Source organism: Streptomyces sp. NPDC017890 (assembly GCF_044328675.1).
Classification (GTDB): domain Bacteria; phylum Actinomycetota; class Actinomycetes; order Streptomycetales; family Streptomycetaceae; genus Streptomyces.
Genome location: NZ_JBIRHU010000001.1, coordinates 312,564 through 324,782, shown reverse-complemented (window position 1 = coordinate 324,782; position 12,219 = coordinate 312,564). Strand labels below are relative to the sequence as shown.

The window sequence follows — 12,219 nt, the reverse complement described above, 5'->3', positions numbered from 1 at the left end:
TAGGTTGCCGTCATGGCCGACTGGGACATCCGCAAGCTGCAGATCCTGCGGACGCTGCGCGAACGGGGCACGGTGACCGCGACGGCCGAGGCGCTGCACATGACGCCGTCCGCCGTGTCCCAGCAGCTGACGAACCTCTCCAGGCAGCTCGGCGTGGAGCTGCTCCAGGCGCAGGGCAGGCGGGTCCGGCTGACCGACGCCGCCCGGCTGGTACTGCGGCACGCCGAGGCGGTGTTCGAGCGACTGGAACGCGCCGACGCCGAGTTGGCGGCCCACGTCCGCGGGGAGGCCGGCGAGGTGCGGGTCGGCGCCTTCTCCACCGCCGTACCCGCCCTCGTCGTACCGGCCGTGACCGCGCTGCGGGCGACGCACCCCGCGATCACGGTCCGGGTGCGGGAGGCCGAGGCGCAGGAGGCGTACGAGCTGCTGGCCGCCGGTGAGGTCGACCTCGCGCTGTCGCTGGCCGCGCAGGCGCCGAGCGCCGTCGACCCGCGTTTCACCCGCCTTCCGCTCCTCGCCGACCCGCTGGACGTCGCCCTGCCCGGCGACCACCCGCTGGCCCGCGCGGACGGGCTGCGGCTGGCCGACCTCGCCGCCGAACCGTGGATCTTCGGAGGCAGCGGGCCCTGGTCCGACATCACGCGCGGCGCCTGCGAGGCGGCCGGGTTCCGGCCCCACCAGGGGCACGCGGCGGCCGGCTGGACGGCGATCCTCGCGATGGTCGAGGCGGGCATGGGCGTGGCCCTGGTGCCGCGCATGGCGGCCGTACCGCGGGACGGGGTCGTGATGCGCGAGCTGCGCGCGGACCGCCCGGTGCGGCACGTGGTCGGCGCGGTGCGCAAGGGGGCCGAGGAGAGCGCGGCGGTGGGGCGGGTACTCGACGCCCTCCGGACAGCCGCGGCCTCCGCCCCCGGCGGAGCCCACACGGGAAGGGGGCGCCCGGTGCGACACCGGACGCCCCCAGGGACGTGACGCCTACTCGCCGGCCGCCGCCGCGTCCGCCGCCTGCGCCTTCAGGGCGCGCTCGACACCCGAGCGGGACTCCGACACCAGTCGCCGCAGGGCCGCGTTCGGCTCGGCGGAGGACAGCCAGGCGTCCGTGCGGTCCAGCGTCTCCTGCGACACCTGCACCGCCGGGTACAGGCCGACCGCGATCTGCTGCGCCATCTCGTGCGAACGGGACTCCCAGACGCTCTTCAGCACCTCGAAATACCGTTCCGTGTACGACGCCAGCAGCTCACGCTGGTCGGTCTGGACGAAGCCGCCGATGACCGCCTCCTGCACGGCGTTCGGCAGCTTGTCGGACTCCACGACCGACTCCCAGGCCTCCGCCTTGGCCGCCTCGGTCGGGCGGGCGGCACGCGCGGTGGCGGCGTGCCGCTCACCGGCCGCGGTCCTGTCCCGCTCGTACTCGCTCTGGATCTCCGAGCCGCCGAACCGGCCCACGGCCGCCAGCCGCTGCACGAACGCCCAGCGCAGCTCCGTGTCGACGGCCAGGCCCTCGATCGTCTGCGTGCCGTCCAGCAGGGCGTCCAGCAGGTCCAGCTGCTCCGGCGTCCTGGCCGTCGCCGCGAACGCGCGCGCCCACGCCAGCTGGTGGTCGCTGCCCGCCTCGGCGGCCCGCAGATGGGCCAGCGTGGCGTCCGTCCAGCGGGCCAGCAGCGCCTCGCGGGCGGCCGGGGCGGAGTACCGGTCGACGGCCAGCTTCACCTGGGCGTGCAGCGACTGCACGACACCGATGTCGGACTCCTTGCCGATGCCGGACAGCACCAGCGCCAGATAGTCGCGGGTCGCGAGCTCCGCGTCCCGGGTCATGTCCCACGCCGACGCCCAGCACAGGGCGCGCGGCAGCGACTCGGCGAAGTCGCCCAGGTGCTCGGTGACGACGGCCAGCGACTGCTCGTCCAGGCGGACCTTGGCGTACGACAGGTCGTCGTCGTTGAGCAGCACGACCGCCGGGCGGCGCTTGCCGACCAGCTGCGGTACGGCCGTCAGCTCGCCGTCGACGTCCAGCTCGACGCGGTCGCCGCGCACCAGCTTGCCGTTCGCGTCCAGGTCGTAGGCGCCGATCGCGATGCGGTGCGGGCGCAGCGTCGGCTCACCCTTGGCACCCGCGGGGAGCGCCGGGGCCTCCTGGCGGATCGCGAAGGACGTGATGACGCCGTCGGCGTCCGTCTCGATCTCGGGGCGCAGGACGTTGATGCCGGCCGTCTCCAGCCACGCCTTCGACCAGGTCTTCAGGTCGCGGCCGGAGGTCTCCTCCAGGGCGCCCAGCAGGTCGGACAGGCGCGTGTTGCCGAACGCGTGCCGCTTGAAGTACGCCTGCACGCCCTTGAAGAACGCGTCCTCACCGACGTACGCCACGAGCTGCTTGAGCACGGAGGCGCCCTTGGCGTACGTGATGCCGTCGAAGTTGACGAGCACGTCGTCGAGGTCGCTGATGTCCGCCATGATCGGGTGCGTGGACGGCAGCTGGTCCTGCCGGTACGCCCAGGTCTTCATCTGGTTGGCGAACGTCGTCCACGAGTGCGGCCACTTCGAGCCGGGCGCGTCGGCCTGGCAGGCGGCCTCCGCGTAGGTGGCGAACGACTCGTTCAGCCACAGGTCGTTCCACCACTCCATGGTGACCAGGTCGCCGAACCACATGTGCGCCAGCTCGTGCAGGATCGTGGCGGCCCGCACCTCGTACGCGGCGTCCGTCACCTTCGAACGGAACACGTACTGGTCGCGGATGGTCACCGCGCCCGCGTTCTCCATCGCGCCCGCGTTGAACTCCGGCACGAACAGCTGGTCGTACTTCTCGAACGGGTACTGGTAGTCGAACTTCTCCTGGAACCACTCGAAGCCCTGCCGGGTCACCTCGAAGACGGCGTCCGCGTCGAGGTGCTCGGCGAGCGACGGCCGGCAGTAGATGCCGAGCGGCACCGACTGGCCGTCCTTCTCGTACACGCTGTGCACCGAGTGGTACGGGCCGACGATCAGCGCCGTGATGTACGACGAGATGCGCGGGGTCGGCTCGAAGACCCAGACGTTGTCCTGCGGCTCGGGGGTCGGCGAGTTGGAGATGACCGTCCAGCCCTCGGGCGCCTTCACGGTGAACTGGAAGGTCGCCTTGAGGTCCGGCTGCTCGAAGGACGCGAAGACGCGACGGGCGTCCGGCACCTCGAACTGCGTGTACAGGTAGGCCTGGTCGTCGACCGGGTCGACGAACCGGTGCAGGCCCTCGCCGGTGTTGGTGTACGCGCAGTCGGCGACCACGCGCAGGATGTTGCGCCCCGGCAGCAGCCCCGGCAGGGCGATCCGGGAGTCCTGGAACACCTCGGCGGCGTCGAGGGAGTCGCCGTTCAGCGTCACCTCGTGGACCGTCGGCGCGACCAGGTCGATGAAGGACTCGGCGCCGGCGTCGTCGCCGGTGCGAGCGACGTCGAAGCGCACCGTGGTCACGGACCGGTAGGTGCCGCCGTCCTGCGCGCCGGTGAGGTCGAGATCGATCTCGTACGAGTCAACGGTCAGCAGCTTCGCCCGCTGCTGCGCCTCTTCGCGAGTCAGGTTTGTGCCAGGCACGCGGTCATCTCCTCGTTATGTGTGGGTTGCGCCATCCTTCCACGTGGCCGGTACGGAACGCGATGTCCATTTCCCGCCGGTGCGGGGACCGGGCGCGCGCGAGCCTGGGGGCATGCAGCACTACACCGCACGGCCGATCCCGCCGGCCGCCCTGAAGGAACTGCGCACCACCGACGACGCGGGCCGCGCACCCGCCCCGTTCACCGACGACGAGGGCGGCGCACCCCTGCGCTGCTGCCTGCGCCGCAGCCGCCCGGGGGAGAGGATCGCGCTCGTCTCGTACGCACCGCTGCGGCGCTGGGCCGCCGGGACCGGCGCCGACCCGGGCGCCTACGACGAACAGGGCCCGGTCTTCGTCCACGCCGAGGAGTGCGCGGGACCGGAGACCGACGGCCTTGCCTTCACCGACTCGCACCGCACCCTGCGCCGCTACTCCGTCGACGGGCACATCCTCGGCGGGCGGCTGATCGGGGACCCCGGCGCCTTCGCCTACGCCCTCCGGGAAGCGTTCGACGACCCGGCCGTGGCGTTCGTCCACGTCCGGGCCGTCGAGTACGGCTGCTTCCTCTACGAGGTCAGGCGGGGCTAGCCCTTCAGCTCCGCCGCCACCAGCTCCGCGATCTGCACCGCGTTCAGGGCCGCACCCTTGCGCAGGTTGTCGTTGGACACGAACAGGGCGAGGCCGTTGTCCACGGTCTCGTCCTGGCGGATGCGGCCCACGTACGACGGGTCCTGGCCGGCCGCCTCCAGCGGCGTCGGCACCTCGGTGAGCGCGACACCGGGGGCACCGGCCAGCAGCTCCTTGGCGCGTTCCACGCTGAGGGGCCGGGCGAAGCGGGCGTTGATCTGGAGGGAGTGGCCGCTGAAGACGGGCACGCGCACGCAGGTGCCGGAGACCTTCAGCTCCGGGATCTCCAGGATCTTGCGGGACTCGTTGCGGAGCTTCTGCTCCTCGTCCGTCTCGTGCAGGCCGTCGTCCACGATGGAACCGGCCAGCGGCAGCACGTTGTACGCGATCGGCGCCACGTACTTGTCCGGCTTCGGGAACTCCACCGCCGAACCGTCGTGGGCGAGCTTGGGCGCGTCCGCGCCGACCTTCTGGACCTGCTCGAACAGCTCGTCCACGCCGGCCACGCCGGAACCGGACACCGCCTGGTAGGTGGCGACGACCAGCGCCTGAAGGCCCGCCTCCGCGTGCAGCGGCCGCAGGACCGGCATCGCGGCCATCGTGGTGCAGTTCGGGTTGGCGATGATGCCCTTGGGGCGGTCGGTGATCGCGTGCGGGTTCACCTCGGACACCACCAGCGGGACCTCGGGGTCACGGCGCCAGGCGGAGGAGTTGTCGATCACGACCGGCCCCTGGGAGGCGACCTTCTCGGCCAGCGCCTTGGACGTGGCGCCGCCCGCGGAGAACAGCACGATGTCCAGCCCGGAGTAGTCGGCGGTGGCCGCGTCCTCCACCGTCACGCCGTCCAGCTCCTTGCCGGCGCTGCGGGCCGAGGCGAACAGGCGCAGCTCGGTGACCGGGAAGTTCCGTTCCGTGAGGATCCTGCGCATGACCGTGCCCACCTGACCGGTGGCTCCGACGATTCCGACCCTCACGGTGACTCCTTCTCCGTTGGTACGCGTGTCTTCACGCGCGCTCTGCTCGGCCGAGACTTTTCCATCATGGGGCGAAGCCCGGCCCACCTGTCCAATCCTTTGCGCGCGGTGCCCGCACCCTGGGACGCGGCGGCTCGGCCGGCGGACGCGGTCCTTCGGCGGCAACCCGTGCTGAGCTGCAGAAATTCACCTCCACCGGGCTCCGCGCCGCAAGCTGTGCTGTTCCGGCCCCTGCCCATCCCTTCCCTCCTCACACGACGATGTGACGCATGCCTCGCGCACCTCCCGCCGAAGCGGGGCCGGCCGGGCGAACGTTCCGGGCCCCGCCGGCGTCATAGGGGAAACGCGGCCGGGCCCTCGGGCCCGGGGGAGGGGTGGCTGTGCTGCGCGGAAAGGCCCGCCGCGGCCAGGGGGACGCCGTACGCGACGACCCCCTGGACGCGGCCCAGGAACGCAGGGTGCGGGCGGTGCTCGCGCTCGGCGGGGTGCCGCAGGCGGACCTGCCGGACGGGGTGCAGCAGGTCCGCCTGCGGCTGCTGGAACGGACGGCGAGCGGCCAGGAGGCGCCGCGTGACGTGTCCGCGTGGGCGGCCGTCGTCGCCTCCAACCTGGCCATGGACTGGCACCGGGCCAGGCGCCGCCAGGACCGGCTCGGTGAACGCCTCGCCGCCCTGCGCCAGGCGGAGCAGCCCTCCGGGGAGGACACCAGCGTGATCTCCCTCGCCGTCGCGCAGGGCCTGGACGAGCTGCCCGACGCCCAGCGCCAGGTCCTCGTCCTGCGTTTCTACGCCGACCTGCCGGTGCGCGGCATCGCCGAGGAGCTCGGCATTCCCGAGGGCACGGTCAAGAGCAGGCTGCACACGGCGGTACGGGCGCTGCGGGCCCGCCTGCACGAGGACGAGGTGGTGTGAGATGGCCGCCGAACAGCATCCCGGTGGACACGACGCGCTGATGGCCGCGATCACGGGCGAGCCGATGCCGCCCGGGGCGGACCCGGACGCCGACGCCGAGTACCGGTCGGCGACGGCCGACGTGGCGCTGCTGCGGGAGCATCTGGGGTTCATCGGACGGTCGCTGAGCGAACCGCTCCCCGCCCCCCGGCCCTCCGCGCCGGGCGAACCCGCCCCCCGGCCCCGCCGCCGTCCGTTCGCGCTCGCCTTCGGTGCCCTCGCGGCGGCCTGCGCCGCCGCGGTGGTGACGGGCCTCGGATGGCTGGTGGTCCAGGGCGGGAGCGGAGCCTCGGACGACACGGCGAGCGGCAGTGCCGAGGCGAGCGACAAGCAGGCGGCCTCCGCCGGGGCCGGCGGCGTCGCCTTCGGCAGCCCCCGCTACCTCGCCTGCGCCCGTCTGGTGGCCGAGGGCACGGTGACCGGCGCCGAACCGCTGCCGGAAACCGGGCGGCACCGGATCACCCTCGACGTGACCCGCTCCCACAAGCCGCAGGAACGGCCGGGGAAGGCGGGCGAGCGGATCACGTTCGTCCTGGACGACACCACCGCCCGGCTCGCCGAGGGCGACCGCGCGCTGATCGGCGTCCCCCTGCACGGCGACGGCCCGGACGCCGTGATCACCGGCGAGGACGCCATCGCCGCCGAACGCGCCTGGATCACCGCGTCCCTGGCCGAGTCCCGCACCCTCACCTGCGACTGACCCCGGCACGCGGAAAGGGCGGGCGCTCCGCGGAGCGCCCGCCCTCCTGGAGTGCCGTACCGGACTACGGCACGACCGTCCCGATCCGTACGCTGCCGAGGCCCGCGGCCGTGCCGTGGGCGTTCACCAGCTGGACCTGCCCGAAGAACTCACGGCCCTCGGGCGCGGCGGCCAGCGCCGTGACGCCGGCCGAGACCGTCGCCGAGTCGCCCGTGCCGAGCTTCACCGTCGCCGAGCCGTCCACGGTGACCGAGCCGAGGGACGCGGCGAAGTACACGTCCCGGTAGTCGTACTCCGTGGTGCCCGACGGCACCGAGTAGCCCACGACCTCGACGGTGTAGGCGCCGGCGGCCGGCTTCGGCACGGAGACCGACTCCTCGGAGTCGCCGTCGGCGGACTGGCCGACGACGTTGCCGTCCTTGTCGTAGACCGTCAGGTCCAGGTCGGAGGCCGCGTCGGAGACGCCCCCGATGGCCACGTCCAGCGACTCGGCGCCCTCGGGCACCTCGACCGTCGACGTGGACGTCTCACCCTGCTCGATCGACGGGCGGGACGTCTCGGCCGAGCCGAGCGGGCCGCCGACCAGCTTGCCGTCGATCGGGCCGTACCGGTTCGTCACCTTCCAGGAGGCGTCGGCGGGGGTGCCCACCTTGGCCTCGGGCACGGTCACGACCTCCGGGTCGAAGCCGGCGCCGAGGACGGTGACGTCCAGCTTGTACGGGTTGTCCAGCAGCGGCGAGGTGCGCCGCGACTCGACCTCGATCTCCCAGACGCCGGGCTGCGGGTCGGCGTACGCGCGCACGTCGGGCCGGCAGCCGTTGCCGTCGAGGTAGTTGTTGTAGCAGTACGGCGTGGACGTGTTGTCGACCGGCACGCCGTACGGGTGGAGGGCGATGAACCGGGTCTGGCTCCCGTCCTTCAGGCCGCTCATCGCCACCTCCAGCGTCTTCGCGCCCTCGGGGACGGTCACGAAGTACGACTCGGTGTCGTTGCGCTGCACGGAGTCCTTCGTGGAGAAGGCGTACTCCAGCGGGGCCGAGGCCACGACCGTGGTCAGGACCAGCTTGTCGGTGCCCTCGGTGCGCGGGTCATTGACCTCGAGGATCGCGCTCTTGAGGCCCTGGGACCCCGGCTTTGCCTGCACCTTGACGGTCACCGGCTCGTTCAGCGGCAGCTTCACCTCGTCGGAGCCGACGATCCGGAAGGTGCGGTCGGTGTTGTTCTCGAAGTGCAGCTCGTGCCGGATCGCGCGGTCCGCGCCGGAGGTACGGGTGAGCGTGATGTCGTACGTCCTGCTCTCGCCGGCCTTCAGGCCGCCCTCGCGGTCGTAGAGGCCGGTGCCGTGGCCCGGCTTCTTCAGGAGCTGGTCGATCGCGGTGTCGACCGGCGCCTCGACCGTGTACTCGTGGGCGGTGGCGCCCTTGCGGATCGCCCGCCAGGCGTCGGGGACGTTGATCAGGCCCGCGCCCTCCTCGTACGCCTGCACGCCCTTGATGTGGTCGGCGGTGGAGGTCAGCGCCGTGCGCAGCTTGGCCGGGGTGAGGTCGATACCGGCCTGCTCGGCCGCGGACAGCAGCAGCGCGGAGGCGCCGGCGGCCTGCGGGGACGCCATCGACGTGCCCTGGAGCATGCCGTAGCCGGCGGGGAGCTCGTAGCCCGCCTCCGGGACCGGGGCGCCGGGCACCCAGGTCTGGATGGTGTTGACCGCCGCGCCGGGCGCGGTCAGCGTCGGCGTGAAGCCGCCGTCCTCACGCGGGCCGCGCGAGGAGAACGGCATCATCGCGTACTCGGTCCGCACCGCGGAGCCGTAGTTGGCGGCCCAGGTCTCGCGGGAGATGGACGCGCCCACCGAGATCACCTTGTCCGCGAGGGACGGGTCGCCGATGGTGTTGGCGCCGGGGCCGGAGTTGCCCGCGGAGATCACCAGCTGGACGCCGTAGGTGTCGATGAGGCGCGTGTACAGCAGGGCGCGTGCGTTGGCGCCGTCGTTGAGGGCTGGCAGGCCGCCGATCGACATGTTGACGATGTCGACGCCCCGGTTGACGACGAGGTCGGCCATGCCCTCGGTGAGTGCGACGTTGGTGCAGCCGCCGCTCCAGGTGCAGGCACGGGACGAGACGATCTTCGCGCCGGGCGCGGCACCGTCCATCCGGCCGCCGAACAGGCCGTTGGCGGCGGCGAGGCCGGCCACGTGCGAGCCGTGCGAGCCCTCGATGACGCCGATGTTGACGAAGTCGGCCTTCGCGCCGGCGGAGTTGTGGACGACGTCCTCGCGGATCTCGACGACGAACGGCTGGCGCTCGGCCACGTCCGTCTTCGGGTCGTCGGTGCCGAAGTACCCGATCTGGAAGCCGTCCTTGTAGGGCTTCATCGGGGTGTCGTCGGCGAAGTCGTGGTTGCCGTTCAGGTCGACGCGGACCGTGCCGGCCGCCGCGTCGTACAGGACGCCCCAGGAGTCGGTGGTGTCGCCGTCCCGGTTGGCGTCGCCCCCGGCGTCACCGCCGGTCGTGTACGACTCCAGGAAGGTGCTGACCTGGTAGGAACCGGCGGGCGCCGTCCACGTCGCGCCACCGTAGGTGAAGGTCGGCCCGGAGACGGAGGTGGTCATCGGGCGCCAGGTGCGGTCGCCGTCGACGACCGGGTCGGTCGCGGTGACCCAGTCGACGATCTTGCGCTCGCCGGTGGTGGTCTTCTGCAGCGCCGGGTGGGCGAGGTCGACGCCCGAGTCGAGGATGCCGATGGTGATGCCGCGGCCGTCCGCCTTCGGGTTCTTCTTCACGAAGTCGACGGCGCCCGTCTCGAAGGACGGGTTGTACGGGTTCTCGGCGGGGGTGCGGCGGTCCGGCGCGGGGTAGGCGCGGCCCTCGTGGGGCGCGGCGCCCTTCGCCCGGTCCGCGCCCGGCGTCGGGTCGTCCAGCGGGATCTCGTCGCGCAGGTCGATGCCGTGCACGGAGGAGAGCTTGGCGGCGGCGGCGATGGCCGCGTCCGCCTTGTCGGTGGGAACGGTGGCGCGGACGTAGCCGAGCTCGTCGTAGGTCCGGCCGACCGAGCCGCCGCCGACCGCGTCCAGCTTCTTCGCCACCTGCTCGGTCTCGCCCGGCGCGGTGGCGACCATCATCGTGACGTTCTTCGTGCCGTCGGCCTTCGCCTCGGCGAGCAGGTCCGCGTCGTGGGAACCGAGCTTGTCGGGCCCGGACTTGACGGAGGCGTCGGCGGGAGTGGTTCCCGGGCCGTCGGCGGCGAAGGCCACGGGTATCGGTCCGACCGCGCAGAGCGCGGCGGCGAGGCCCGTGGCCACGGCTATGCGGGCCGCGCGTCTCGCGCCCGGTATCGGTTCGCGCTGGGGGCTGTGGGTCATCGGCATCCCTTGTAGGTGAAGGAACGTGCGAGAACGACCGGGGCCGATCGGTCCTGGCCGCAGCAGTCCGGAATCCGATCCCGGACGACCGCTCAGCTTTACGCAAGGGATCATTGTTTGTGGAGAGTTGTCCGAGACGGGATGGAGCCATGGCGTACTTCCGCCATACGCCATCGGGGACACAAGGGGCGTGCTGTGACAATCCCGTGAGTCGCGCCGCCACCCGCGCCCCGCGGGTTAACGTCCCGGAGTGCTCCGCAAGCTGAGGGTGGCGGCCTACGCCATATGCGTCCGTGACGGACAGGTACTGCTCGCCCGGTCACCGGGTCCGGGCGGAGTCCCCGAGTGGGTGCTGCCGGGCGGCGGCACGGAACACGGCGAGGACCCCCACGACACCGTCGTGCGCGAGGTCGAGGAGGAGACCGGCTACCGCGTCGAGCCCACCGCGCTGCTCGGCGTCGACTCCCTCCGCCTCACCCGCCCGAGCCGCCTCGGACCCGGGCGGCTCCTGCGGCGGACCGTGGACCATCACGGCGTACGGCTCGTCTACGAGGCCCGGGTCGCCGGCGGCGACCTGCGGTTCGAGACCGGCGGTTCCACGGACCTGGCGGCCTGGCAGGACCTGACCGCCGTCCCCGGGCTGACCCGGGTGCCGCTGGTCGACACCGGTCTGCGGCTGTGGCGGGAGCGGCCGCCGGCGGGACGGGCAACGCCCCTGCGCGGCGAGGAAGGCTGACGCACGCCCAACGCCCCGGGACACGAGGCGGAGTCCCCACGGCGGGCAGCGCCGGGCGGGAGGGACCGGACACGAGGAGGGGCCGCCACGCGGGCGGCCCCTCCTCTCCCCTCCTGGTGTCACCCGGTCCGTCAGTACCTCGGCAACACCACGACATGGGTGGCGGGTGCCCGGTCCCCGGCCGCCATCAACGCCGTACGGACGACGGTCGCCTGGTGTTCCGCGCTGTCCCGCAGCTTGCGCGGTGTGAGGTGCACGACCGTGATGCCCAGTCGTTCCAGGTGCTCGCGCTTGCGCGCGTGTTCCGCCCACACCGCGTCGTCGTCCTGCTGCCGGTGGGCGCGGGTGTCCAGCTCCATCGCCACCCCGTGCTCGGGCCAGTAGGCGTCCACGCCGCCGAGGCGGGTTCCGCCGGGCAGGCTCAGGCCGACGTTCCACACCGGTTCCGGCAGGCCGTGCTCGCGCACCATCCGGTACAGGCGCTGCTCGGCCAGCGCCCGCCCCTCGGCGGCCAGCGAGTCCACCGCGTCCACCACGTGCGGGCGGCTGAGCAGCCGGGCCCGGTTCAGTTCCCGTACCACCGCCGCCGGTTCGCAGTGCCCGCCGCGCACCGCCTCCGTCAGCAGCCGGCGCACGGCACCCGCGTCCGTCAGCTCCGCCACCGCGTCGGCCAGGGCCCGTGCCACCGGGGCCACCGGAACACCGGTGACCTGCACGGGGGTGGGCAGCGCGGTCGTGCGGACGATCCGCGCGCAGCCCGTCGTACGCAGCCGGCGCAGCCTCGGGACCAGGACGTCGATGGCGTCCAGGGACGGCAGCGGGGGAGCGGCGGAGAATCCGTGCAGCGTCAGCGCGGCCAGTCCCGTGATCATCGCCTCCGCGTAGGCGGGGGCGGGCGGCGTCTCCTCCCGTCCCGGCTGGACCGGCACCGAGGTGGTGAGACCCCCGGCCGCACCGCCGTTCACACCGGAGGTCCGCTCCCGTGCCGCGTACAGCAGCACCGCGTGCAGGCGCTCCTCGCTGGTCGGCGGGCCAGGGTGGAGCAGGACGACGTTCGGGAGAAGCTGCTGCCAGGGTCCGCCGGGCCGGCACTGTTCGTTGGTCTCGGCGGCCAGGACACCGTGCGCCCGCAACTGCGCCGCCGTCATCAGCCGGCGCCGGCCGACGGCCAGGTGGTGGAGAGTGCGGGGGGAGAGCGGGGTGTTGTGCGTCATGACCGGGACTTTCCCGTGTCCGACGTGCTCTTTAACCGCTGTTACAAGCTCATCGACGAATCCGGACAAGACCGCCCTAAAGGACGGGTGTTCGG

The 12,219-nt window shown here is 72.8% G+C and carries 9 protein-coding genes; 5 read left to right on the top strand and 4 right to left on the bottom strand.

From position 1 onward, the window contains the following. Window positions 1-12 precede the first annotated feature (12 nt). The gene (locus ACH4F2_RS01370) at window positions 13-972 is read left to right on the top strand and encodes a LysR family transcriptional regulator (protein ID WP_398130623.1); all 960 of its coding nucleotides are present in this window, start codon (window positions 13-15) and stop codon (window positions 970-972) included. Window positions 973-975: 3 nt separating this feature from the next. Here ACH4F2_RS01370 and pepN read toward each other — a convergent pair whose 3' ends face one another. Further along, window positions 976-3,564 (bottom strand): aminopeptidase N, encoded by a 2,589-nt coding sequence (pepN, locus tag ACH4F2_RS01365; protein WP_398130622.1) that lies wholly within the window; start codon window positions 3,562-3,564, stop codon window positions 976-978. Window positions 3,565-3,676: 112 nt separating this feature from the next. Between pepN and ACH4F2_RS01360 the strand changes: the two genes are divergently transcribed. Then, window positions 3,677-4,153 (top strand): DUF1203 domain-containing protein, encoded by a 477-nt coding sequence (locus ACH4F2_RS01360; RefSeq protein ID WP_398130621.1) that lies wholly within the window; start codon window positions 3,677-3,679, stop codon window positions 4,151-4,153. On the opposite strand, the gene ACH4F2_RS01355 is transcribed toward ACH4F2_RS01360, so the two are convergent. Continuing rightward, window positions 4,150-5,166: an aspartate-semialdehyde dehydrogenase gene (locus ACH4F2_RS01355; RefSeq protein WP_398130620.1), complete on the bottom strand. Its 1,017-nt coding sequence runs from the start codon at window positions 5,164-5,166 to the stop codon at window positions 4,150-4,152. The genes ACH4F2_RS01360 and ACH4F2_RS01355 overlap by 4 nt on opposite strands. Before the next feature lie 374 nt (window positions 5,167-5,540). Here ACH4F2_RS01355 and ACH4F2_RS01350 point away from each other — a divergent pair, with 374 nt between their 5' ends. Together ACH4F2_RS01350 and ACH4F2_RS01345 are read left to right on the top strand one after the other, a co-directional pair. Continuing rightward, window positions 5,541-6,077 carry an RNA polymerase sigma factor gene (locus ACH4F2_RS01350; RefSeq protein WP_398130619.1) on the top strand — a complete coding sequence of 179 codons (537 nt, stop codon included), beginning with the start codon at window positions 5,541-5,543 and terminating at the stop codon, window positions 6,075-6,077. 1 nt (window position 6,078) lies between these two features. Then, entirely contained in the window at window positions 6,079-6,816 is a 738-nt protein-coding gene (locus ACH4F2_RS01345; RefSeq protein WP_398130618.1) for a hypothetical protein, read from the top strand. Between the two features lie 64 nt (window positions 6,817-6,880). On the opposite strand, the gene ACH4F2_RS01340 is transcribed toward ACH4F2_RS01345, so the two are convergent. Then, window positions 6,881-10,174: a S8 family serine peptidase gene (locus ACH4F2_RS01340; protein ID WP_398130617.1), complete on the bottom strand. Its 3,294-nt coding sequence runs from the start codon at window positions 10,172-10,174 to the stop codon at window positions 6,881-6,883. Window positions 10,175-10,424: 250 nt separating this feature from the next. Between ACH4F2_RS01340 and ACH4F2_RS01335 the strand changes: the two genes are divergently transcribed. Further along, window positions 10,425-10,910 (top strand): NUDIX hydrolase, encoded by a 486-nt coding sequence (locus tag ACH4F2_RS01335; RefSeq protein ID WP_398130616.1) that lies wholly within the window; start codon window positions 10,425-10,427, stop codon window positions 10,908-10,910. A 131-nt stretch (window positions 10,911-11,041) separates the two neighbouring features. On the opposite strand, the gene ACH4F2_RS01330 is transcribed toward ACH4F2_RS01335, so the two are convergent. Beyond that, window positions 11,042-12,124 (bottom strand): hypothetical protein, encoded by a 1,083-nt coding sequence (locus tag ACH4F2_RS01330; protein ID WP_398130615.1) that lies wholly within the window; start codon window positions 12,122-12,124, stop codon window positions 11,042-11,044. Between the last annotated feature and the right edge of the window lie 95 nt (window positions 12,125-12,219).

Bases quoted from the DNA above. Each gene is read 5' to 3' on its own strand.
- ACH4F2_RS01370 (WP_398130623.1), top strand. From the start codon at position 13: ATGGCCGACTGGGACATCCGCAAGCTGCAGATCCTGCGGACGCTGCGC.
- ACH4F2_RS01345 (WP_398130618.1), top strand. From the start codon at position 6,079: ATGGCCGCCGAACAGCATCCCGGTGGACACGACGCGCTGATGGCCGCG.
- ACH4F2_RS01340 (WP_398130617.1), bottom strand. From the start codon at position 10,174: ATGACCCACAGCCCCCAGCGCGAACCGATACCGGGCGCGAGACGCGCG.
- ACH4F2_RS01360 (WP_398130621.1), top strand. From the start codon at position 3,677: ATGCAGCACTACACCGCACGGCCGATCCCGCCGGCCGCCCTGAAGGAA.
- ACH4F2_RS01330 (WP_398130615.1), bottom strand. From the start codon at position 12,124: ATGACGCACAACACCCCGCTCTCCCCCCGCACTCTCCACCACCTGGCC.